This window comes from Tanticharoenia sakaeratensis NBRC 103193, from assembly GCF_000963885.1.
Classification (GTDB): Bacteria; Pseudomonadota; Alphaproteobacteria; order Acetobacterales; family Acetobacteraceae; genus Tanticharoenia; species Tanticharoenia sakaeratensis.
On record NZ_BALE01000051.1, the window covers coordinates 1 to 23051 of the forward strand.

At 65.4% G+C, this 23051-nt stretch carries 19 protein-coding genes; 9 read left to right on the plus strand and 10 right to left on the minus strand.

Translation table 11 applies throughout. The annotated features are described in order from the left end of the window. From infB to B8446_RS14625, 4 genes are all read left to right on the plus strand, one after another. The coding region (infB, locus tag B8446_RS14610) for a translation initiation factor IF-2 (protein WP_048850891.1) at nt 1-2318 on the plus strand (2318 nt) is incomplete at its 5' end. After that, nucleotides 2315-2749 (plus strand): 30S ribosome-binding factor RbfA, encoded by a 435-nt coding sequence (gene rbfA, locus B8446_RS14615; RefSeq protein WP_048850893.1) that lies wholly within the window; start codon nt 2315-2317, stop codon nt 2747-2749. The genes infB and rbfA, both read left to right, overlap by 4 nt. A 215-nt stretch (nt 2750-2964) precedes the next feature. Then, entirely contained in the window at nt 2965-3885 is a 921-nt protein-coding gene (locus B8446_RS14620) for a sulfotransferase family 2 domain-containing protein (RefSeq protein ID WP_048850895.1), read from the plus strand. Between the two features lie 155 nt (nt 3886-4040). Beyond that, nucleotides 4041-5408, plus strand: a complete 1368-nt coding sequence (locus B8446_RS14625; RefSeq protein ID WP_241767811.1) for a carbohydrate porin — start codon at nt 4041-4043, stop codon at nt 5406-5408. On the opposite strand, the gene B8446_RS16155 is transcribed toward B8446_RS14625, so the two are convergent. Beyond that, nucleotides 5386-6414 (minus strand): AAA family ATPase, encoded by a 1029-nt coding sequence (locus B8446_RS16155; RefSeq protein WP_158507604.1) that lies wholly within the window; start codon nt 6412-6414, stop codon nt 5386-5388. The two genes, B8446_RS14625 and B8446_RS16155, sit on opposite strands and share 23 nt — an antisense overlap. Here B8446_RS16155 and truB point away from each other — a divergent pair. From truB to B8446_RS14665, 5 genes are all read left to right on the plus strand, one after another. Then, nucleotides 6404-7321, plus strand: a complete 918-nt coding sequence (truB, locus tag B8446_RS14640; protein ID WP_048850900.1) for a tRNA pseudouridine(55) synthase TruB — start codon at nt 6404-6406, stop codon at nt 7319-7321. The genes B8446_RS16155 and truB overlap by 11 nt on opposite strands. Nucleotides 7322-7346: 25 nt before the next feature. Next, the gene (rpsO, locus tag B8446_RS14645; protein ID WP_048850902.1) at nt 7347-7616 is read left to right on the plus strand and encodes a 30S ribosomal protein S15; all 270 of its coding nucleotides are present in this window, start codon (nt 7347-7349) and stop codon (nt 7614-7616) included. 302 nt (nt 7617-7918) lie between these two features. Next, nucleotides 7919-10066, plus strand: coding sequence for a polyribonucleotide nucleotidyltransferase (gene pnp, locus B8446_RS14655; protein ID WP_048850960.1), 2148 nt, complete (start codon nt 7919-7921; stop codon nt 10064-10066). A 97-nt stretch (nt 10067-10163) separates the two neighbouring features. Beyond that, nucleotides 10164-11582: an NAD(P)H-dependent flavin oxidoreductase gene (locus B8446_RS14660; RefSeq protein WP_048850906.1), complete on the plus strand. Its 1419-nt coding sequence runs from the start codon at nt 10164-10166 to the stop codon at nt 11580-11582. Between the two features lie 23 nt (nt 11583-11605). After that, complete coding sequence (locus tag B8446_RS14665) at nt 11606-13453, plus strand: FUSC family protein (RefSeq protein ID WP_048850908.1); 1848 nt, start codon at nt 11606-11608, stop codon at nt 13451-13453. A 3-nt stretch (nt 13454-13456) separates the two neighbouring features. Here B8446_RS14665 and B8446_RS14670 read toward each other — a convergent pair whose 3' ends face one another. The 9 genes from B8446_RS14670 to B8446_RS14710 all read right to left on the minus strand — a co-directional run bounded on the left by B8446_RS14670 (nt 13457) and on the right by B8446_RS14710 (nt 22978). Continuing rightward, entirely contained in the window at nt 13457-13876 is a 420-nt protein-coding gene (locus tag B8446_RS14670; protein ID WP_048850910.1) for a DUF1489 family protein, read from the minus strand. A 15-nt stretch (nt 13877-13891) separates the two neighbouring features. Further along, on the minus strand, nt 13892-14998 hold the full coding sequence (locus B8446_RS14675; protein WP_048850911.1) for a nucleoside hydrolase: 1107 nt from the start codon (nt 14996-14998) through the stop codon (nt 13892-13894). Nucleotides 14999-15082: 84 nt separating this feature from the next. Then, a complete protein-coding gene (locus tag B8446_RS14680) occupies nt 15083-16696 on the minus strand; it encodes a dihydroxyacetone kinase subunit DhaK (protein WP_048850914.1) in 1614 nt (537 codons plus the stop codon). A gap of 100 nt (nt 16697-16796) precedes the next feature. Further along, complete coding sequence (locus B8446_RS14685) at nt 16797-17759, minus strand: alpha/beta hydrolase (protein ID WP_084712377.1); 963 nt, start codon at nt 17757-17759, stop codon at nt 16797-16799. Beyond that, nucleotides 17756-18202 carry an SdpI family protein gene (locus B8446_RS14690; protein WP_158507605.1) on the minus strand — a complete coding sequence of 149 codons (447 nt, stop codon included), beginning with the start codon at nt 18200-18202 and terminating at the stop codon, nt 17756-17758. Before B8446_RS14690 ends, B8446_RS14685 begins: the two co-directional genes overlap by 4 nt. 215 nt (nt 18203-18417) lie before the next feature. After that, entirely contained in the window at nt 18418-18714 is a 297-nt protein-coding gene (locus B8446_RS14695; RefSeq protein ID WP_048850919.1) for a metalloregulator ArsR/SmtB family transcription factor, read from the minus strand. A gap of 244 nt (nt 18715-18958) precedes the next feature. Then, the gene (hemW, locus tag B8446_RS14700) at nt 18959-20122 is read right to left on the minus strand and encodes a radical SAM family heme chaperone HemW (protein ID WP_048850922.1); all 1164 of its coding nucleotides are present in this window, start codon (nt 20120-20122) and stop codon (nt 18959-18961) included. Beyond that, a complete protein-coding gene (locus B8446_RS14705) occupies nt 20119-22131 on the minus strand; it encodes a potassium transporter Kup (RefSeq protein WP_048850923.1) in 2013 nt (670 codons plus the stop codon). The genes hemW and B8446_RS14705 overlap by 4 nt, the downstream gene beginning before the upstream one ends. Nucleotides 22132-22273: 142 nt before the next feature. Beyond that, nucleotides 22274-22978: a YggS family pyridoxal phosphate-dependent enzyme gene (locus B8446_RS14710; RefSeq protein ID WP_048850969.1), complete on the minus strand. Its 705-nt coding sequence runs from the start codon at nt 22976-22978 to the stop codon at nt 22274-22276. Between the last annotated feature and the right edge of the window lie 73 nt (nt 22979-23051).

Below are 23051 nucleotides of genomic sequence, written 5' to 3' on the forward strand. Positions count from 1 at the left end.
GGGCTGCCGAGCAGCAGGAAGCGCAGGCAGCCGCCGCCGCGCGCGCCGATGCAGAGGCCCAGGCCGAAGCAGAGCAGCGGTCCGTGACCGAAGCGCGCGAGGCAGAGCGTCGCGCCCGCATCGAGCAGGAAGAAGCAGCACGTCGTGCGCCGCTCGATTCCAAGGAAGTGCGCCCCGGTTCGGTGCAACTCGCGGCCCCGATGGAGCGGCTGCGTCCGCTTGCGGAACGCGCGATCATGCCGGCCAAGCCGATCACCCCGCGCCCGGCACCGTCTGCGCCGCGTGCCGCCGGCGAGACGCTTCACCTGCGTACTCCGGGTGCGGGTGAGGAGGATCGTCGCGGTCCGGCTCGTCGTCCGGCTGCCACACCGCCGCGTCGTGCGCCGGGTGCGGCGCCGAAGCGTAGCGGAGGTGACAACCGTCGGTCCGGTCGTATCGACGTGCGTGCCGCGATCGAGGGTGATGACGACAAGACGCGTAGCCTCGCGTCCGTCCGTCGCCAGCGTGAGCGTGATCGCCGTCAGGCGGAGCTGGAGCGTCTGCGCTCGGATCAGGTCCGCGTGGTCCGTGATGTCACGCTGCCGGAATCCATCACGGTTGCCGAACTGGCCAACCGTATGGCGGCGCGTCAGGGTGAAGTGATCAAGGCGCTCATGAAGATGGGCGTCATGGCGACCGCGACCCAGTCGATCGATGCCGACACCGCCGAACTGGTGGTCGAGGAATTCGGTCATCGCGTCCGTCGCGTGTCCGAAAGCGATGTCGAGATCGGCATCGAAGGGCACGAGGACACCGACACCGAACTGCTGCCGCGTCCGCCGGTGGTGACGGTGATGGGGCATGTCGATCACGGCAAGACGTCACTTCTGGACGCATTGCGCACCACGGACGTGGTGGCGGGCGAGGCCGGCGGGATCACCCAGCATATCGGCGCCTATCAGGTGACGCTGGAATCCGGTTCGAAGATCACCTTCATCGACACCCCGGGCCACGAGGCGTTCACCGCCATGCGTGCACGCGGTGCTTCGGTGACGGATGTCGTCGTACTGGTCGTTGCAGCCGATGATGGTGTGATGCCGCAGACGATCGAGGCGATCAAACACGCCAAGGCCGCCAATGCGCCGATCATCGTTGCCATCAACAAGATCGACAAGCCGGGCGCCAACCCCGATCGCGTGCGTCAGGAGCTGCTGAGCCACGAAATCGTGGTCGAGCAGATGGGCGGGGACGTTCAGGATATCGAGGTCTCTGCGCTCAAGCGCACCGGGCTCGAGAAGCTGGAGGAAGCGATCCTGCTGCAGGCCGAGATCCTCGACCTGCGTGCCAATCCGGATCGCGTGGCGGAAGGACCGGTGATCGAAAGCCGTCTCGACCGTGGCCGTGGTCCGGTTGCCACCGTCCTCATTCAGAAGGGCACACTGCGTCGCGGTGACATCATCGTGGCTGGCGCCGAATGGGGCCGTGTCCGCGCCATGAACGACGATCGTGGCCGTCAGGTGAAGGAGGCTGGGCCTTCGACACCGGTTGAGGTGCTCGGCATCACTGGAATTCCCGGTGCCGGCGAGCCGTTCGTCGTCGTCGAGAACGAGAATCGTGCACGCGAGATCTCGGAGTTCCGTCAGCGTAAGATCCGCGAACGCCAGATGGCGGGGCAGACGGCCGCGCGTGGCACGCTCGACCAGATGCTCGCCCGCATTCAGGCCGGCGAGCAGAAGGAAGTTGCGGTCCTCATCAAGGCCGACGTGCAGGGCTCGGCAGAGGCTTTGGCCGCGACGGTCGAGAAGCAGTCGCACGAGGAAGTTCGTGTCCGCGTGCTGAATGCGACGGTCGGCCAGATCACCGAATCCGACATCCAGCTTGCCAAGGCGTCGAATGCGGTCATCGTGGCATTCAACGTCCGTGCGACGAGCCAGGCACGGGAGATGGCCCAGCGTGACGGTGTGGACATCCGCTACTACTCGATCATCTACCAGGTGGCCGATGATGTGGAGCAACTCGTCCGTGGCAAGATCGCGCCGAAGCATCGCGAGAAGTTCCTCGGCTACGCCGAGATTCGCCAGGTCTTCAACATCACGAAGGTCGGTAAGGTCGCGGGTTGTTACGTCACCGAAGGTCACGTCAAGCGTGGTTGTGGCGTGCGTCTGCTGCGCGACAACGTCGTGATCCACGAGGGCGATCTCAGCCAGCTGAAGCGCTTCAAGGACGACGTCAAGGAAGTGGCGCGCGGGTATGAGTGCGGTCTGTCGTTTGCAGGCTACAACGACATCCGCGAAGGCGACGTGGTCGAGTGCTACGAGATGGAACTGGTGCCTGCATGAGCACGCGCCGTTCCAGTCGTACGGAGTTGAAAGGACCGGCGGGTCATCTCGCCGGTTCTTCTGCTTCTGGCCCGAGCCAGCGCCAGCTTCGCGTTGCGGAGGAAGTCCGCCGCGCACTGGCGGAGCAGTTCGCCCGGACGGAGTTCCGTGATCCGGAACTGCATGATGTGCGGATAACCGTGACGGAAGTCCGGATTTCACCTGATTTCAAACACGCGACCGCGTTTGTCTGCCGTCTCGGCCGCAGCGACGTGGAGCAAGTGTTGCCTGCGCTCAAACGCGTCGCTCCCTTCCTTCGTACGGGTCTCTCCAAGACGCTGCGCACGCGCGTCGTCCCGGAAATCCATTTCCAGCCCGATACCGCTCCGGACGCCGCCATGGAGATGGATAATCTGCTGCGCTCACCCGAAGTGAGCCGCGATCTCGATTGATCGCAAGGTGCTCGGGCGCCTGTCGTCAGCGACAAGAGAGTGACGACAGGTAACTGCGGTTTCCGGGCGTTTGTCGTGCCTGTACTGAGAATCTACATTTTCCAGCCGTTGTGCCGGGAATGCCGTAACGTGGCCTCGCGGCGTCATGGGTTTCGTTACGACCTGACACCGTAAGAGGATTGTGGGCAAGGAACGCCTGATGATCCGATGGCGCCATGTTCAACGACACATGGAATTACGCACTCGGCAAAAGCCGAGGCGTAGCGGTGCGGGTCCGGCGCGGCATGCGCGCGACGCGCAAACCGGTGCCGGATCCGATCTGGACCGAGCGGCAGCGGCGCGGGGACCCGATTACCTGGTGGATCGGGCCGCAGATCCAGTTTCTTCATCTCGAAAAGACGGGCGGCACGGCGCTCAGCGTCCATATGTCGCGCCGGTTTCATCCGGCGCAGATTGCGCCCGATCTTGCAGGGATGCAGGCGGCTGCAGGTTCTGTATCAACGAATGACCGGTTTCCGGATCTGACGACGGAGACGCGGTGGACAGCCCGGCAGACGCGTCTGCTGTGCGGCCATTACGATCTGCCGGCGCTGCGGGAGATATCGGGCGACCTGCCGAAGTATCGGGTGACGGTGCTGAGGGAGCCTCGTGCCCGTCTGCTGTCTCTTTACAACTACTGGCGGGCAATTACGAACAGCACGGTGCCCGAGATCCGGATCGCACAGACTCATGATCTGCGGGCGTTTTTGGCGCATCCCGATCCGATCATCCGCAATGCAATCGACAATCTCTACGTTCGGCGACTGACAGGGCTCTACGCGGACGCAGGCTCGGATCCGTTCCGGACGAATCCGGATGCGGCGCTGTCGCATGCGCTGAAAAGCCTCGGCCATTTCGATCGCGTCGGCGTGTCCGAAGACATGGACAGCCTGGGCCGCCACATCGCGCATGACCTGGACGTCAAAGGGCTGGGCAAGGTGCCGCGCCTCAACGCGCTGGCATCGATGATGGCAAAGGGACACCCGGGCATTCAGGCCGTCGAGCCGGCGCCGATCGCACCGGAGGCCGAGGCATTGCTGGCGTTCCACACCTGCTTCGACAGGATTGTCTATGATGCGGTGCGGCAGGCGTCCTGATCGACCTTGCCAACCGGCCATGACATCTCACGGGGTCGTGTGTTGATCGATCCGCGCGCCGACATCATTACGATGCCATTGTGTTTATCGTATTATGTCGGCGTTTTTCGCCCGGGTCCGCCGCCCGCCTGATCCTCCGGATATGTGCTCTGCTTGTGCTGGCGAGTATCTCGAGACCGGCCCTCGCGCAGTTTCAGGGGCCGATCTCACAGACCAGCCCGACCTTTGCGCTGGATACGCCCACTGCCTATGAGAACACGCCGTTTACGCCCAACGTCGAGCATGCGTTCGGGACGTGGGGCGGATCCTTGCCATGGCTCAAGGCGCATGGCGTCGGCGTGGTTCTGGACTACACGAGCGAAAGTACCATCATTCTGGATGGGAAGCATGGGTCGGACGCGTCCTACCTGCATCAGATCGGCCTGCAGATCGATCTCGACTGGGAGCGCCTGATCGGCCTGCGGGGCTTTCGCACGCACGCCGTGTTCGTCAATCGCGCAGGCCACAGCATGGCGTCGGACTATCGCGACTATTCGGTCTACGGCTTGCAGGAAATCTATGGCGGCGGCGGCAATGTCGGCGTGCACATGGTCTATTTCTATGCGACGCAGGATCTGTGGGGCGGACGTGTTCAGCTCGCGGCAGGCAAGCTGCCGGTTTCAATCGATTTTTCCGCGTCGCCGCTGTTCTGCACGTTCGTGGACAAGTCCATCTGCGGCAATCCGAAATCACTGACCCGTGGCGCGAACGGGTTCTCGACCTACCCCTATTCGTCCTATGGCGGTCGTGCGCGGATCTGGCCGGTCAAGGGCTTTTACGTTCAGACCGGGCTCTACGGCACCAATGCTGGCGTGAACACCAATCGCTGGGACCGGACGGGCTTCGAGTTCGGCCTGTGCCAGTATCAGGGGATCTACATCCCGACTGAAATCGGCATCATCCCCAGCTTCGGGCCCCACAAGCTCGTGGGCCATTACAAGATCGGCGTCGGGCACGACAGCGCGCCGTACGCCGACGAGCTGTACGATGCCACCGGCGGATATGCCGAGGTCGACGGGCGCTCGGCCCGCATGGACCACGGCAAGGTGCAGCTCTGGGTCGAAGCGGACCAGATGATCATGCGAAACGGTTGGGGTCCGCTGCACGGTCTCTATCTGATGACCGGGCTGGTCCATAATACGAACCGGGATTCCGTCTATAACAACGAATACTATGCGGGCCTGATCGAGCGCGGCCTGTTCCACTCCCGGCCCGAGGACACATTCGGCATCGCCATGAGCCATCTGGAGGCCAGCGGCGATCTCGTGCAGGCACAGAGGATCGCCCAGAGTCTCGGCCTGCCCCTGCCGGGCAGCGCGACCGCGCCGCAGGGCAGCGAGAGCATGGCGGAAGCGACCTACATCTTCCACGTCTATCGAGGCACGTCGATCCAGCCGGACTACCAGCACATCTTCCGTCCGAATCTCGAGCGGCGGAATCCGGACATCGACGCGCTGGGCATCAAGCTCCATTCGGTGTTCTGACCTGGGGCTTGCCGGGTGCGCAGACCTTCAGGGGCACAGCCGGCCTCGCACTCTGGCGCACAACATTGGCGCACGCGGCCAGCGCACCCCCGGAAATCGCGACGGTCTGGTCAACGCGGCAAATTGCCGCGCCACGGACGGGGCAGGGGCGCCTCAGCCGTCGAACAGCATCGCCATGAACGCGTCGGGATCGCGATAGAATTCCCGGATGACGATGAAATGGTCGGTCTGCCGAAACGCCCGCTCGGTGATCCCCTGCGGCGTCAGATGCAGGACCGTTGCTCCCGGCATAGGCCATCAGGAGCGGGGCGTGTGTTGCGATCACGAACTGTGCGTCACCGCGATCGGCGGCAGCCCGCATGATCCGAAGGAATTCCATCTGACGCGCGGGTGAGAGTGCCGCTTCTGGCTCGTCGAAGATGTAGATGCCTCGTCCCGAGATCCGATTGCGGAAGATCTCCAGATATCCCTCGCCGTGGGATCGCTCCGTGCCCGACCGCCCGTCGAACATGTCAAGACACCGCGGGTCGTAGCGGGCGAGCTCGTCGATCTGGGCGATGAAACCTGCAAACCCGTCGGCGCGCGTGAAGAGTCCCGTCGTGATCTTTGGAAGCCAGCTTGGACGCAGGGCGTCGGCCAACGGATTCGGCTCCTGGTCGCCGATTGCATGCTTTCTGTTCCCGCCGAGGAGTGCGAAGTCGCACAGGGCTGCGTTCGCCTCGATGATCGTGGATTTTCCGCTGCCGTTCGGACCGACGAGAATGGTCACCGGATGGGTGAAGTCGATCTGGAAATCCGACGTGTTCAGGGCCGGAACATTGAACGGATGGATCGCAGGGTCCCTGACCCGTTCCGGCAGCAGACGGATGCTCTTCAGGAACGGGGCCTTGAGACGGCTGGGGTCGCGCGCGCGGTGCCAGGGGTTACGTTGCCTCGGGAAGGCGGGGTAAGGGAGCGCAGCATAAGCGAGACTGCCGGGACTTGGGGAGCGGGAAATGGGGCGCAAACGGGGAGCCGAGATCGACGGCTGGCTGATCGTCGACAAGGCGCTCGGCATGGGTTCGACCGACGTCGTTGCGAAAAGCCGCCGTCTGTTCGATGCCCGCAAGGTCGGCCATGCCGGCACGCTCGATCCCCTGGCGACCGGTGTGCTCCCGATCGCGTTCGGGCGGGCGACCAAGGCCATTCCCTACATCATGGATGCGACCAAGGAATACCGCTTCACGCTGGCGTTCGGCGAACAGCGCGATACCGATGACGGCGAGGGTGTTGCGATCGCAACGTCCGATGTGCGCCCGACGGATGCGCAGATCACGGCCGCCCTGCCGGCTCTGACCGGCGATGTCCTTCAGGTGCCCCCGGTCTATTCCGCGCTGAAGGTCGGCGGCAAACGCGCCTATGATCTGGCGCGCGCGGGAACACCGCCGGACCTGCCGCCGCGCCCGGCCCGGATTGACGCGATCACGCTGGTCGAGCGGCCCGATGCCGATACGGCCGTGTTCACGGTCCGCTCCGGCAAGGGCGTCTACATGCGCGCGCTGGCCCGCGATATCGCGCTCGCATGCGGCAGCGTCGGATACATCGCGGTGCTGCGACGGACCAAATGCGGCCCCTTCGGGGAGGCCTGCGCGATTGCGCTGGACAAGATCAGCCAAAATGTGGACAACGCGCCTGCTTCTCCGGCGCTTCTGCAGCCGGTCGCGACCGCGCTGGCCGACATCCCGGCGCTGGCCCTGACCGATGACGAGGCAAGGGCGCTGTCCTATGGCCAGACACTCGATGTCCGTGCCGTTCTGGACCGCCTGCCGGCGCTGGACGATCCGGATGGAATCGTCCGCGCGATGATCGGGGAGCGCGCACTGGGCATATGCCGCGTCGAGAACGGGCGATTGCGATCGGTGCGTCTGTTCTGAATTTTCATGAGAGTGGAGAACCACGATGTCGATTACGGCTGAGCGCCGCACGGCGCTGATCGGTGAATATCAGACGGCGGCCGCCGATACCGGCTCGCCCGAGGTCCAGGTCGCGCTGCTGACCGAGCGGATCGTCAACCTGACCGACCACCTGAAGACCCATGCGAAGGACTACCATTCGCGTCGCGGTCTGCTGATGCTGGTCGGCCGTCGCCGGTCCATGCTCGACTATCTCAAGCGCAAGGACCAGGGTCGCTACCAGACCCTGATCGAGCGCCTCGGCCTGCGCCGCTGATCATGTCCTGCCCGGGCGTCGCCAAGGCGCTTCGGGCAGGGTATGAATGACCGGCGCCCGGATCGTCGGGCGCCGGACCACTTGGCCGCCACGATCGGCCGGGAGATCAGGGATGCGCCGCCGGCGTTTCAGGCCACATGGTGTCCGGTCGGGTTTGAACCCGGCCATCGCTCCATGCCGTCCGAAATGCCGCCTCATGCAGCATTCCCCCAGCTTCTGCGTCGCCTGATGCAGGAGAAGGGATATTTTCCCGGACTGTCGCACGTCGTTACGGATCGGCGGCCCGCACGGGAAATATCATGATGTTCAATTACTACCGCAAGGAAATCGAGTGGGCCGGTCGTCCGCTCGTGCTCGAGACCGGCAAGATCGCCCGCCAGGCCGATGGTGCCGTCGTCGCGACCTACGGCGACACGGTCGTGCTCTGCACGGCGGTTGGCGCGAAATCGGTCAAGCCGGGCCAGGATTTCTTCCCGCTGACCATCAACTACCAGGAAAAGGCGTTCGCCGCCGGCAAGATTCCGGGCGGGTTCTTCAAGCGTGAAGGCCGTCCGTCGGAAGCCGAGATCCTGAACGCGCGTCTGATCGATCGTCCGATCCGTCCGCTGTTCCCGGATAATTTCCGCAACGAGGTCCAGGTCGTCACGACCGTCCTGAGCCACGACATGGAAAACGATCCGGCGATCGTGGCCCTGATCGGCGCATCGGCGGCCCTGACGCTGTCGGGTATTCCGTTCTTCGGCCCGGTCGGCGCATGCCGCATCGGCCAGATCGGCGGCAAGCTGGTCGTCAACCCGACGATCGCCGAGATGAAGGACAGCGCGCTCGACCTCGTCGTCGCCGGTACCCATGAAGGCGTGCTGATGGTCGAATCCGAGGCGCAGGAGCTGACGGAAGAGACGATGCTGGAAGCCGTGACCCTGGGTCATGTGTCGTTCCAGCCGGTGATCGATGCGATCATCGACCTCGCCGAGCGCGCGGCCAAGGCGCCCTGGACGCTGCCGACGCCGAGCAAGGACGAGATCGCCCTGCGCAAGCGCGTGGACAAGCTCGGCACCAAGCTCATCGCCGACGCCTACAAGGAGAAGGTCAAGCAGGCCCGCTACGAGAAGGTCGCGGCAGCCAAGGCGCGCATCAACGAGGCGCTGGTCGAGGAAGGCCTCGACGTCGATGCCGCCAAGCCGATGCTCAAGGAGCTCGAGGCGCAGGTCGTGCGCGGCGCGATCCTCAAGACCGGCGTGCGGATCGACGGGCGCGACCTGAAGACCGTGCGTCCGATCGTCTCGGAAGTCGGCATCCTGCCGCGGGCCCATGGTTCGGCACTGTTCACCCGAGGCGAGACGCAGGCCCTCGTGGTCGCAACCCTCGGCACCGGCCAGGACGAGCAGGTGATCGACGCGCTCGAAGGCGAATACCGGTCCAACTTCATGCTGCACTACAACTTCCCTCCGTATTCGGTGGGTGAGTGCGGCCGCATGGGCAGCCCGGGCCGTCGCGAGATCGGTCACGGCAAGCTCGCATGGCGCGCAATCCATCCGCTGCTGCCGGGCAAGGACAAGTTCCCGTACACGCTGCGCGTCGTATCCGAGATCACCGAGAGCAACGGCTCCTCGTCGATGGCGACCGTCTGCGGCACGTCGCTGGCCCTGATGGATGCGGGCGTTCCGCTGCCGCGGCCGGTTGCGGGCATCGCGATGGGCCTGATCAAGGAGCCGCGCGGCTACGCCGTGCTGTCCGACATTCTGGGCGACGAGGATCACCTCGGCGACATGGACTTCAAGGTGGCCGGCACCGAGACGGGTGTCACGTCGCTGCAGATGGACATCAAGATCACGTCGATCACGCCCGAGATCATGCAGATCGCGCTCGAGCAGGCACGTGAAGGCCGCATTCACATCCTTGGCGAGATGGCCAAGGCCCTGACGGAAGGCCGCGAGGGCGTCTCCACCAACGCGCCGAAGATCACCACGATTTCGGTGCCCAAGGAGAAGATCCGCGACGTCATCGGATCCGGCGGCAAGGTCATTCGCGAGATCGTCGAATACTCGGGCGCCAAGGTCGATATCGGCGACGACGGCACGATCACCATCGCGGCCAGCAACGACGAGCAGGCCCAGAAGGCGATCTCCCGCATCGAGGGCATCGTAGCCGAGCCGGAAGTGGGCAAGATCTATCTCGGCAAGGTGGTCAAGACGGCCGATTTCGGCGCGTTCGTGAACTTCCTCGGCGCGAAGGACGGTCTCGTTCATATCTCCGAGCTGGCCGATGGCCGTGTCGGCCGCACGACCGACGTCGTCAAGCAGGGCGATGAAGTCCGCGTGAAGGTCCTGGGCTTCGACGATCGCGGCAAGGTCAAGCTGTCGATGCGGGTTGTCGATCAGGCCACAGGCGCCGATATCACCGACAAGGTTGGCGCCAAGCCGACTCGTCCGCGTCGCGAAGACGGCTGATTGGCGGACGCGGCGGCCCGTCTTCGGGCCGCCAGGACACAGGTGAGCAAGACGTGGGCGCGGCCAAGGGGGCGCGCTCGACGGACCGAAGGGTAAGATGAAGTCGATCGATACCATCCGCATGGGCGGAACAGACGTGCTGCCGATCATCGAGGGCGGCAAGGGCGTCTCGGTTTCGACCGGCGTTTCGGCCGGGCACTGGGCCGCCGCAGGCGGCGTGGGGACGGTGTCGGCGGTCAACGCCGACAGCTACGACGCCGAAGGGCGTCGTATTCCACAGATCTATCGGGGCCGGACGCGGCGCGACCGGCGCGAGGAACTCGTCAACTACGCGATCAGCGGCGGCATAACCCAGGTCCGTGTCGCGCATGAGATCGCGGGCGGGAAGGGGCGGATCAACGCCAATATCCTGTGGGAGATGGGCGCGGCCGAGCGGGTAATCACCGGCATTCTCGACGGTGCGCCTGGCATGATCGATGGCCTGACCTGCGGCGCGGGCATGCCGTATCGCCTCTCGGAAATCGCGGCAGCCTACAACATTCACTATTATCCCATCGTCTCGTCCGCGCGCGCGTTCAATGCGCTGTGGAAGCGGTCCTACAGCAAGACGCCCGAACTTCTCGGCGCGGTCGTGTATGAGGATCCATGGCGGGCCGGCGGCCACAACGGCCTGTCCAACACCGAAAATCCCCTGTTGCCGGAAGATCCGTTCCCGCGCGTTCTGGCGCTGCGCAAGACAATGCGCGCGTTCGGACTGGACGAGGTTCCGATCATCATGGCGGGCGGTGTCTGGTGGCTGGAGGAATGGGAGGACTGGATCGGCAACCCGGATCTCGGCCCGATCGCCTTCCAGTTCGGCACGCGTCCGCTGCTGACGAAGGAAAGCCCGATTCCCGATGCCTGGAAGCGTCGGCTGTTCACGCTGCACGAGGGCGATGTCTACCTGAACCGGTTCTCGCCGACCGGGTTCTATTCCTCGGCCGTCAACAACAGCTTCCTGCGCGATCTGCGCGCGCGCAGTGACCGGCAGGTCGCCTATACGATGGAGCCGGTCGGCGAGCATGCCGCGACCTATGGCTTCGGCGCGCGCAAGCGCGAGGTCTTCGTGACGCAGCCCGATCTGGAACATATTCTGGGCTGGGAGCGTGAAGGCTTTACCGAGGCGATGCGTACGCCGGATTCGACGCTCGTGTTCGTGACACCCGAAGAAGCGAAGCAGATCGTCGCCGACCAGATCGCCTGCATGGGCTGTCTTTCGGAGTGCCGGTTCTCGAACTGGAGCCAGCGCGGGCCGGACTACAGCAACGGCAACAAGGCCGATCCGCGGTCGTTCTGCATCCAGAAGACGCTGCAGAACATCGCCCATGCCGATGAGGCGAACGGCGATGCGGTCGTGGACCACAATCTCATGTTCGGCGGCACCAATGCGTGGCGCTTCGGCACCGACCCGTTCTATGCGAACAACCATGTGCCGCATGTGTCCGAGCTGGTCGATCGCATCCTGACCGGTCGCTGAACACCTCCCGCTGACGCAACACGATGCGGGCACCTTCGCTCTCCCGCCTGTCCCACTGGCTCGCGCGCCGTGCCGTCGTGCTGGCGCCCGAACAGTTCGGGCTGGCCGAAGGCCTCCGGGCCGCGGCCATCACGGCCGTGGCATTGCTGCCATCCCTGCTGCAACGCGATCCATCCATGGCATGGATCGCGTTTGCTGCGTTCTGGGCCTGCCTTCTCGATCCCGGCGGCCACATGCGCGATCGCGCGCGGCTGTTTGCAGGCTTCCTGGCAGGGGGTGTCTGTGCGGCATGGCTGGGATCGGTTCTGGGCTGGCTCGGTTTCTGGCCGGCAGCCATCCTGATCGGCCTGGTCGGGTTCGGTTGCGGGCTGTCCCGCAGCTTTTCGCCGGGCACCGCCCTTCAATGCCTCCTGATCGGGTCCGTCGCACTGGCGGCGACCGGTTTTCCCGCCGCGCCACGAGGCGCGCTGCGGGTCGCCATCTATTTCGGATGCGGATGCGGGTTCGCCAGCATCATCTGCCTGTGGATATGGCGCATCCGGCCCTTTACGCCGGCGCGCCGCGCGGTGGCGGCCGCCTTCCGGCTGCTGGGCCGCATGGCAGCCGACCTGTCATCAGGCATCATGCGCGAAGCCGCCCACCGGCAGGCCGTGCGTGCGGCCATCGAACAGGCACGGGGGCTTGCGACCCAACTCGATGCCGCGCACGGCACGGGCGCGGTCCGGCGCGAGATCGGGAGCGCGCTGGCCTGTGCGGAGCGCCTGTTCACGGCGTTCCTGGCCATCGAGCATGGGCTCGAGCGCGCGGCCTATGGTGCCGCCACGCCCGTCCAGTTGCGTGCGCTGTCAGGCCTGTGCGCATCCATTGCGTCGGGACTCGCAAGTCGTCGTCTGGTTCAGCCGCGCTGGCCCGACGCTCTTGAGGCTCCTTCTGGTGCGGCCGCAGCGCCGCTGGCCGCGTGCCGTGCAGCCGTCACGTTGTTGGCCGAAGGCGGCGATGAACAGGGCCGGGAACTGGCGCGCCCGAGAGGGCGGGTAACGCCTGCGATCGTCCGGCATGCGGCACGGACGGCGATCGCGCTGCTGGCCACGGATGCAGCCTGCATCATGCTGCATCTCGGCATGAGTTACTGGGCCCTGATCGCAGCCCTGCTCGTGGTCCAGCCAAGCGGTGGCCACACCATGATCCGCAGTCTAGAGCGCACGCTGGGGAGCATCGCCGGGGCCGGGCTTGCAGCAGCCATGGCAGCCCATCTTGCGGATCGGACGCCGCTGGTGCTGGCGAGCACCGTGCTGGCCGTGCTTGCGATCGCATTGCGGGCCGTGAACTACACCCTGTTCGTATGGTTCCTGACGGCCCTGTTCGTGCTGGTGGCCGATCTTGTCATGCCGGGGCCGGGAATTGCATGGCTTCGCGTGGAGGACAATGCGCTGGGCAGCGCGATCGCCCTTGCCTGTGTGTTCGCAGTGCTGCCCGAACGCGGAGCGCCGGACAGCGAACGCCTGCTGCGGGCAGCCGCCGTCTCGACACTGACCTATTGCGCATTGGTGCTGCGCGGCATCACCCAAGGGACCGCGCTCGATGCGGCCCAGCGGGCAGCGGGTGTCGCCTCGATCCGGGCGGAATACGCCGGTGCCGGCTTTCCGCTTCTGCTGGGCGGCGGCAGCACGACAGGCTATCGCGAGGCCCTGCGGCTGATCCGGCAGGTCGGCGGCGAGATGACCGTCCGTCGTTTCGATATCGAGCAGGGCATGCGCGCTCCCGATCCGGCAGCGGCCGAGCGCGTGGCAGAGCTCGCGCATCGTCTGGAGCAATCGGACAGCAAGATCGAGCCCTTGGTGCGCGAGATCCTGCCGGCGCTGGGCGAGTAGACTCTAAAGCAGGCCGAGCTCCGCCAGCTCCCGTCGCATCTCGGGCGGCATTGCGCCGACACCGTCGGCAGCGCCTCCGGCATCGATGTCGGCCGGTGCATCTTCCGGCTTCAGATAGCGCCATCCCTGGAACGGGCGCAGCGGACGCGGCTGGACCGGAATGATGTCTTTGCTGACGACGATCAGCGTGCCCTGCGTGCCATCGGGTCTCATTGACGGTTCAAGACCCACGATCGGCTGCCGGCACAGCACGAGCCCGTCGACAACGCGGAACAGCGACCCGCCCGCCAGCACTTCATCCGCGCGCTTGGGCATGGTCCGCGTATGCACGACCCAGCGATCGCCCAGCCGCTGCTGGTTCATGCGCGCAGCAAGCGTTCCGAGCGAGTCGCAGCCGACGGCGAGCTTGATGATGTGCAGCAAGAGACCGGGTTCCGTTCAGTGACCGTCCATCACCGTCTGGGCCTGATGCACGAGATTGTCCATGAAGCGTTTCGCATCGACGCTCTGCACGACCTGCACTTTCCGCACACCCATCTTCGCAGGCACCGTCGACTGCGGCCAGACATAGGCATGCCCATAGTTGATGCCGCGCGCAATCTCGACGTCCTCGTAGGTCGTCACTGATTTCTCGATCAGCGTGGGGTCGACTGCGATGGCCGCCGTCAGCTCGTCCCAGAGCGGCAGGGGCTTGTAGAACCGCTTGAGATACTGCGTCACCGGCGTGGATTTCGCCGCGATCCGATCCATGTAGGCGTGGCTCATCTCGACGTCGTTCGCGATGTTGCCGACCGAGACGATCTCGGGGAAATCAGCAGTCAGCGCGATATGGATGGCCTCGGGGTCGAAGATCAGATTGAAGTCCGAGTTCCAGTCCGGGTTGCCCGTCACGGTCTTGAGGTTCGCGTCCAGCAGGCCGCCCATGAAGACAAGCTTCTTCGCCGTGCTGGCAAACGTCGGATCCAGGCGGATGGCGAGCGCCACATTGGTCAGCGGACCGGCCGCGAAGATCGTCACCTGATGCGGGTGCGCATGCACCTGCTGGATCATGAACATCGCAGCAGCGCCCGGCGTCGCCTTCAGGGACGGATTGCCCTCGGGCAGGGTGCCGACCGCAGGCTGGCTGTCGGGCACGTTATCCATCGGGCCGGGGCCGCCCCAGGCGCCCTTCCATGGAATCGCACCATACTGCGCCTGACGCAGGCGCATCAGTTCGACCGTGTTGACAAGCGGCTGCGTTGCGCCATCGACGACCGGGATGTCGCCGCGATGCGCGATTTCGAGGAAACGCCGCAGATGCGCGGATTCCTCATTCTCCCAGGCATCGCCGACGACGACCGTGAAGCCCAGCACGCGCACATGCGGATTGGCGAGCAACGGCAGGGTCGACTGGATGTCGGAGCCGCCCGGCCCGAGGAAGTCGTTGTCCTCGATAACGTATTGCGGCGCGTCCGTGCCCTGCGCCAGAGCGGCCGGCGCTGCCCCGAACAGCAGGGCAGCCGCTGCGGCGGCAAGGGCGAAACGGGACGACAGGCGGCTGACCATGAAAGCGGAATCCTTGCGCGACAGAATCGAATGGGTGGTTCTGGAACCACGTATTCTGCGGGCAGACTCCGGTCGCCGCAACCATCACGCGGCGACGAGACCCTCCAGCAGGCGCGCAATGGCCTCGGCACCCGGATCCGGCGTGTCCCGCAGTTCCGACTGCGGGACATAGGCTGCCCGGCCGGCCCGGGCCGGCATGGCCCTGGTCGCGTCCGCGCCGGTCCTCGCGGCCTTTGCCGCTTCCGCCAGGCCGCCTTCATGCAATGCTGCGATCGCCGGAATCAGGGCATCGAGCATGGTCCGGTCGCCTTCGGACGCGCCGCCATAGGTCTGCATGCCCTTTACGCCGTCAGCGAGGCCCGCGCGCCAGTCGGCATTGCGCGCAGCGGTCGCGAACAGGATCGACAGCAGCACACCGCTCGATCCGCCGGAATGGCGGGCCAGAATGCGACCAAGCGTTCCAAACAGCTTCTGCGGATCAGCAAGCGGCAGGCGGTCGAGCGCGTCGCGGATCTGGCGCGCGGAATCCGCAAACGTCGAGCCCGCATCGCCATCGCCGATCCGGGCATCGAGCGCGTTCAGCGCCTTTTCGTTGTCGATCAGGATCTTGGCGCCCCGTTCGAACAGCTGCCGCAGGGTAGCATTGTTCGATGGCGCGTCCGTGAAGGTCTCGGGCAGGTCCGGCATGGGCTGCACGGCCACGGGCGCGAATGGGGCCACGTCTGGCCAGGCTGGCATCGGCACGGCCGCGCGCAGGGCGGCTTCGACCTGCGGTGTCAGCGGTAGCGTCGTCAGCGAAAAGCCGACCATGTCGAGCGATGTCATGACAGGGGCCGGTCCGATGATCCAGTCCACGGCATCAGCAAGCTCCGTGCGTGAGAATGCATCCGCGAGCAGGCTCGCCTCGATCGGCGGCACGGCACCAAGCGTATTGATCAGGATGGCATGCCGGTCCGATCCCAGGCCTTGCTCAAGGCGCGCAGCCGCGGTCTGCATGAGGGAATCCAGCGAGGCCATCGGGATTTTCTCGGCGCCCGGCTCGCCATGGATGCCAAGTCCGATCTCGGCCTCGCCGTCCTCAAGGCGTTCGTCATGGTCGGGATCGAACACGTTGACGCCCGTCAGTGCGAGCCCGATCGAGCGCACGCTCTGTGCCGTTTCGCGCGCGGCGTCGGTGACGGTCTGGAGCGCCGCTCCCGTGTCGGCAAGATGACCCGCGACCTTCTGGACCAGCGTCGTGCCGGCAAGGCCGCGTGCGGACGTGCCGTTATCCAGTGCGACGTCATCGGCCACGATGACGATCTCGACCTTGTGGCCGAGGGCGCGGGCCTGCTCGGCGGCCAGACCGAAGTTCAGCCGGTCGCCGGTATAGTTCTTCACGATCAGGAGCGCGCCGTGCGACCCCGTTACCGCAAGGATCGCGGCCAGGATGGCGTCGACGCTGGGGGAAGCGAACAGCGCGCCACAGACGGCCGCCGTCAGCATCCCGGGACCGACGAAGCCGGCATGGGCGGGCTCATGGCCAGATCCGCCGCCCGAGATGATGGCGACACGGGAGCGGTCCCAGTCGCGGCGCAGCACGACCTGCACGTCCGGGTCGCCGTCGAGCCGGCAGAGGCCCGCGCCCGCCGAGGATCGCAGCAGCCCGTCGATAGCCTGCGCCACCACGGTCTCCCGCGAGTTATAGAACCGCTTCATTGCCGATGCCTCTGGAACTGTCAGGGATCATCGCAATAGCCTCATCGCGCGCCGGAGTTCGTGCACGAAGCCGGGAGCAATGGTCACACCCCGGCGAGCATCAGGGGTGCGCGGTCACAAAATTCGCAATCGTCGGAATCACGCGAGGATCGAGCGCGCCCGCCGTTCCGTAGGTGGCGATGTTGGCTGCCCGCCCGTCTGCCGAATCTGCGGCAGGCGCATCGCGCATGATGTGGTTGACGCCGGGAAGCATCACCAGCGTGGCCTGCGGATCGGCGGCCTCCAGTGCCAGCGCGTCCCGGTGACGGGTCTGGAAATCCGTCTGCCCATGCACGATCAGGACCGGCAAATGCGTGCCCGCCAGCATGGCGGTCGGATCGAGCGCCAGCATCGAGATCAGATAGGGCTGAACAGCGGGTGGCATGATGGCCCGAAGGCCCGGCGACAGCGAGGACACATCAACTGGATGCCCGTCCCTGAGCCGGTCCAGGGCCGTGACGAGGCGGGGCGCATTTTCGGGCGTCGCGCCGAGCTGGTCGATCAATACGTCATGAAACGACCGGCCCGGCGGTGATATCAGCAGCAGGCCGCAGATATCGCGGCTTTCGTGCGCGGTATCCATCGCAACGAGACTGCCTTCGCTGTGACCCAGCAGCCAGACGCAGCGCGCGCCAGTCCGCGCCCGGATCGCGGCAATCCACGCCCGTGTATCGTCGACATAATCGCCGAACACGACGTGATTGCCGTCGACGGCCGCATGGGCGCTGGTGAACATGCCGCGCTTGTCCACGCGCACGCTGGCGATGCCGCGGGACGCAAGCCCTTCAGCCAGCAGACGCAACGTTGCGGGCCGGACGCCCGGTATGGCCGAATTGCCGTCCCGGTCGGTCGGGCCGGATCCCGGGATCATCAGCACCACCGGGTCGCCGGACCGACCTGCCGGGGCGAGGATGGTGCCGCCAAGAACACCGGGATCGCCCTGTCCCGCGCGGATGGGGGCGGAGACGAACGGAGCCGCCGCGATCTGCGACAGGGCCAGCAGGCCGACAAAAAGGTGCTTCATCGTTCCTCCATGTCCCGCGCGTAGCGCCATGACACCACGCCACTCGCGATACAGGCCGCTATCGAAAACACGACCAGACTGGCAGCGCCGGATGGGGCCCTCCAGGCCGGACGCATACCGATGGCAAGCAGGCTGACCGCCACCTGACACATCCCGGCCAAGATGAAGATCCGACCGCCGGTCCGGTGCGTGCGGTCCCAGACATCGCGGTTTCGCATCGTCCAGGGCAGGCGAATTCCGATGATTGGATTGGGCGAGAGCGTGCCGAACAGGTTGCCGATCAGGATCAGCAGACCGCCGAGCAACACGTTCAGCACGACGCCAATATCGACCGGATGTCCGAAAGCGACGGCGAAGGCGGCCGCGTTCAGCACAATCTGCAACGTGCTGAGAGCAAGCCAAACGGTATCAAATGTCGTGACAGTGCGCGGCGCGGAAGCCATGCGCGGTGATCGCAGCAGGGCCGTACGCGCCAGCATCATGAGAAGCCAAAAACCAGACAGGGCCGTAGCCCAGATCAGGACACCGTGCATCGGCGATACGGATCAGTCAGGCGTCATGGACGCGCCGAAATGGACAGGAACCTGCGTGCCGGGAGGAAGGATGCCGGCTGCCATAGCGTCGCCGGCAATGGCTAGGATCGTCAGTCCGAAAGCCGTCAGCGGACCGGTCTGGCTTTGCCCCACGCCTTTTCCTCCCCTAGGCGCAGGGAGGACGCGAGGCCGAGCCATGCTTCCTCCAGCACCGATAACCTCAAGCGGTAGACGATCGTGCTGCCGTGCCGTTCCCGTTCCACAAGCCCAGTTGCATGCAGCACGGCGAAATGTCCGGACAGCGTTGCGCGCGACTGGGAAAACGCCTCCGCAATCTCTCCCGCATTCATTGCCCGATCGCGCAGAAGCGACAGGATCGCGCGGCGAGTTGGATCGGAGAGGGCTTTGAAGACGTCGGACATGATTTCGGTATTTAGGAAAATGCCGAAATGAGAAGCAAGAAAAATTTGCGCCGGGGAACGACATCCCGTTCCCCGCCTGATCCGGCCGCTGTCGGCGCAGGTATTTTTGCGGATGCTTAAAACTGAGCAGGAATGGTCGTGCGGGAATAATGGGCATAGGAGTAGCGCGCCGGACAGCGGTTCCGCTCCGGAGCGAAGCTATTTCGCAGGAGACGCCCGGTGCCACGACGCCCGGAGCGCCTGCCTAAAGCACCAGCGCGCCGAGCAGGGCGTCCAGCCGGAGGCGGCCTTCGTCGGTCGCGGCAATCCCCGCCCGGTTGCCGTGCGTCCAGTGCACGAGATACCCGGCCTCGATCGCCGCCTCGACCGTGTCGGCATCAAGGCTTTCCGACAGCGTGCGATCCGTCATGTCGCGGAAGCGGTCGGCATCGATGCCTTCGCGCAGGCGCAGTCCCATCAGCAGCGCCTCGCGGGCACGCTCTTCGGACGTGAGCACGGTCGCCTCGGTCTCGCCCGTGCCGAAGCGCTCGACACGCTCGGCCCAGGGTTCGGGCGCGCGATGGCGACGCGTGGCATGGAGCAAACCCTCTCGGCGCACCCGGCCGTGCGCGCCGGGGCCGATGCCCACATATTCGCCATACCGCCAGTAGGTCAGGTTGTGCCGGCTTTCTGCGCCGGGCCGTGCATAGTTCGAAACCTCGTAACCGATGAGGCCGTGGCGTGCCGCGATGTCGCCCGTGGCGTCATAGAGAGCCGCGCCGAGATCCGGCTCGGGCAGGGCGATCAGGCCCTGTCGGTGCAGCCTCTCGAAGCGTGTGCCGGGCTCGATCGTGAGCTGATAGAGCGAAAGATGATCGGCCACGAGATCGAGCGCCCGGTTCAGCTCCGCCTGCCATGCGGCCATCGTCTGATGCGGCCGTGCATAGATCAGGTCGAAGGAAATCCGTTCAAAGATGCCGCGCGCCGTCTCGAGTGCCGAGATCGCCTGCGTGGACGAGTGCTGCCGACCGAGCAGGCGAAGCGCGTCGTCCTCCAGCGCCTGAATGCCGAGTGAGACGCGGTTCACGCCCGCCTGCCGGAACGCCGCGAGCTTGTCGGCTTCCACGCTGGTCGGATTCGCTTCGAGCGTGATTTCCAGATCGGGGAGGGGATCGAACAGCGCGCGCGCGTCCGCGATCAGGTCGGCAACCGTCTGCGGGTCCATGAGGGAAGGCGTGCCGCCTCCGAAGAAGATCGAGCCGAGCGGACGGCGCCCGAGACGTGCGGCCTCATGGGCGAGTTCGCGTCTGAGGGCGGCTGCAAACCGTGCCTGTGGGAGCGTCTCGCGCACATGGGAATTGAAGTCGCAATAGGGACACTTGGCCAGACAGAACGGCCAGTGGATGTAGAGCGCGATCGGCTCGCTCAAATCGCGATCCGCACGCCGAGTTCGACCACGCGATCTGGCGGGATGCGCAGGAATTCGGTGGATGAGGTGGCGTTGCGCATCAGCAGCAGGAACAGCCACATGCGCCACAGCGACATCTTCGGCACCGTCGAGCGCACCACGATTTCACGCGATGTGAAATAGGAGGCCTGGATCGGATCGAACTCGATGCCGTTGCTCTTCAGTTCGCCCAGCGCGCGCGGCAGGTTCGGCATTTCCATGAAGCCGTAGCGCACGATCACGCGGTAGATGTTGTGCGCCAGTTCCTGCACCACGACCCGGTGGCCATGCTCGGCCTCCGGCTGGTCGAGGTTCTCGACCGTCACGAACAGGACGTGATCGTGCAGCACCTTGTTGTGCTTCAGGTTGTGCAGCAGGCAGGTCGGGATCGTGTCGGGGTTGCCGGTCAGGAACACGGCCGTTCCCGGAACGCGCAAGGTGCGCGACTGCGGCAGGCGCGCCAGGAACGACGCAACGGGCAGGCTGTCGGACTGCTGGCGGGCCGCGATCAGGCTGCGGCCGCGCTTCCATGTCGTCATGACGAGGGTCGCGGTCACGCCGATGGCGAGCGGTACCCATCCCCCTTGCGGAATCTTCAGCAGATTGGCCGAGAAGAAAACACCATCGATGATCCCGAACGTGCCGAACACGATGCCGACCATCGTAGCACTCCAGCGGAACACGCGACGGAAGACCACGACGGCCAGGATGCAGGTGCACAGGAACGTGCCTGTCACGGCGATGCCGTAGGCCGCCGCCAGGGCCGAGGACGACCGGAAGGAGACGACCAGGAGGATCGAGCCGATCGCCAGTAGCCAGTTGAACGTCGGCAGGTAGATCTGGGCTTCCTCGTCGGCATTGGTATGCATGATGCGCATCCGCGGCAGGTAGCCGATCTGGATGAGCTGCCGGCAGATCGAGAAGCTGCCGGAAATGCCGGCCTGGCTCGCAATGACGGTGGCCAGTGTCGAGAGCAGGAGGAGAGGGAACTGCGCCCAGTGCGGGCCCAGATGATAGAACGGGTTGGCGATCGCCTCGGGGCGCACGATCAGGAGGGCGGCCTGGCCGAGATAGTTCAGGGTCAGCGCCGGCAGGACCAGGAACACCCACGCATACCGGATCGGGCTGCGGCCGAAATGCCCCATGTCGGCATACAGCGCTTCGGCACCGGTCACGGACAGGACGACAGAGCCGAGGGCGATGAACGACAGCCAGCCATGGGTCAGGATGAAGGCAATGGCATAGGTCGGCAGAAGGGCTTCGAGAACGCGCGGCGCATGCATGATGCCGCCGATTCCCATGATCGCGATCGTCAGGAACCAGACCAGCATGATCGGCCCGAAGGCGCTGCCGATCCGTCCGGTGCCCAGCGCCTGTGCGGTGAACAGGGCGCACAGGATGACGATGGCGACCGGAATGACGAGATGGGAGGCGGCGGGAAATCCGACCTCGACGCCTTCGATCGCCGACAGCACCGAGACGGCGGGCGTGATCACGCTGTCGCCGAAGAACAGGCAGGCGCCGGCGATGCCGATCAGGCCGAAGATCGTGCGAAATCGCGGTGCCTTGCTGACGCGCTGGGCCAGTGCCGAGATGGCGATGATGCCACCTTCGCCGTCATGATCGGCCCGCATGACGAGCGTCACGTATTTGATCGTGACGATCAGGATCAGCGACCAGAAGATGAGGCTCGCGATCCCCATGATCTCGAAGGGAAACGCGGGGTGCCGCGCCGTGCCCACGATCTCGACCGAAGACTGAAGCGCATAGAGCGGGCTCGTTCCGATGTCACCATAGACGACGCCAAGCACCCCGAGGAGCGCTGCCGCTCCGGCCGGATTGTGACCGCCGTGGCGCTGCTCGTCCGCGCCGAACTCCGTCACCGGCCCCTGGTCGGTGCCCGGGCTGGCGCCCGACAGCGACACAGGATTGCCAACCCGTCCGGTCGTGGCCTCCGACGCGGCATCGGCCATGGCCGGTGTGCGCGTCATGCCGGCGAGGTCCCGCTTCGGGGAATGGGGCCGGACTGGAACGGGAGGCGGAGCGATCGCGTGATCATGCCGTTCGATACGATTTCTTTGACCCATGCCGCAAGCGCGTCGCTCACAGACCTGTCATCACGTGGTTCCACCATCACAGGGCGGGCGCCGCCTGCGGCCGTGCCCCGAATATGGCGCTTCCCACCCGAACAGACGTCGCACCGCAGGCGATCGCGGCCTCGAAATCGGCGGACATGCCCATTGACAGTTCGGGCAGGCCATGGACGCGGGCCCGTTCGGCCAGCCAGGTGAAATGCGGCTCGGGCGGCTCGTCTTCCGGAGGAATACACATGAGCCCCCGTACGCGGTCGCCAAAACGGGCGCGGGCTGTCTCGATGAAGGCGTCGGCCTCGGCGCGTGGCACACCGTATTTCTGCGGCTCGTCGCCGGTATTCACCTGAACCAGCAGTTCCGGCACGTGACCGAGCCGGTCCGAGGCCCTGGCGATCGCATCCAGAAGGCCGACCCGATCGAGACTTTCGATCCGGTCCGCGATGCGACAGGCGTCGAGGGCCTTGTTGGTCTGCAGGCCGCCGATGATATGCAGCCGGAGACCGGGATTGGCCTCCTTTAGGGCCGGAAATTTCTCGCGTGCCTCCTGCACCCGGTTTTCGCCGAAGATGCGCTGGCCCGCGGCAATAGCGTCCGCGATGCTCGACGCCGGATGGAATTTCGACACCGCGACCAGCTCTACACTGTCGGGCGCGCGACCTGCCGCGCTGCGTGCCGCATCGATGCGTCGCAGGATCGCTTCAAGCCTGCGGGCGAGGGCGGGATGAGAAGAGGAAAGATCGTCCATGATGCGAGGGAAAATGGCGCGCTGCCCGATACCCTGCAAGGTTCCGATCACCATGCCGGGGCTGGCGCGCGGC

Coding starts and splice junctions, on each gene's coding strand:
- rbfA (WP_048850893.1), top strand. CDS start 2,315: ATGAGCACGCGCCGTTCCAGTCGTACGGAGTTGAAAGGACCGGCGGGT.
- B8446_RS14620 (WP_048850895.1), top strand. CDS start 2,965: ATGTTCAACGACACATGGAATTACGCACTCGGCAAAAGCCGAGGCGTA.
- truB (WP_048850900.1), top strand. CDS start 6,404: ATGGGGCGCAAACGGGGAGCCGAGATCGACGGCTGGCTGATCGTCGAC.
- rpsO (WP_048850902.1), top strand. CDS start 7,347: ATGTCGATTACGGCTGAGCGCCGCACGGCGCTGATCGGTGAATATCAG.
- pnp (WP_048850960.1), top strand. CDS start 7,919: ATGTTCAATTACTACCGCAAGGAAATCGAGTGGGCCGGTCGTCCGCTC.
- B8446_RS14660 (WP_048850906.1), top strand. CDS start 10,164: ATGAAGTCGATCGATACCATCCGCATGGGCGGAACAGACGTGCTGCCG.
- B8446_RS14665 (WP_048850908.1), top strand. CDS start 11,606: ATGCGGGCACCTTCGCTCTCCCGCCTGTCCCACTGGCTCGCGCGCCGT.
- B8446_RS14675 (WP_048850911.1), bottom strand. CDS start 14,998: ATGGTCAGCCGCCTGTCGTCCCGTTTCGCCCTTGCCGCCGCAGCGGCT.
- B8446_RS14680 (WP_048850914.1), bottom strand. CDS start 16,696: ATGAAGCGGTTCTATAACTCGCGGGAGACCGTGGTGGCGCAGGCTATC.
- B8446_RS14685 (WP_084712377.1), bottom strand. CDS start 17,759: ATGAAGCACCTTTTTGTCGGCCTGCTGGCCCTGTCGCAGATCGCGGCG.
- B8446_RS14690 (WP_158507605.1), bottom strand. CDS start 18,202: ATGGCTTCCGCGCCGCGCACTGTCACGACATTTGATACCGTTTGGCTT.
- B8446_RS14695 (WP_048850919.1), bottom strand. CDS start 18,714: ATGTCCGACGTCTTCAAAGCCCTCTCCGATCCAACTCGCCGCGCGATC.
- B8446_RS14705 (WP_048850923.1), bottom strand. CDS start 22,131: ATGACGCGCACACCGGCCATGGCCGATGCCGCGTCGGAGGCCACGACC.
- B8446_RS14710 (WP_048850969.1), bottom strand. CDS start 22,978: ATGGACGATCTTTCCTCTTCTCATCCCGCCCTCGCCCGCAGGCTTGAA.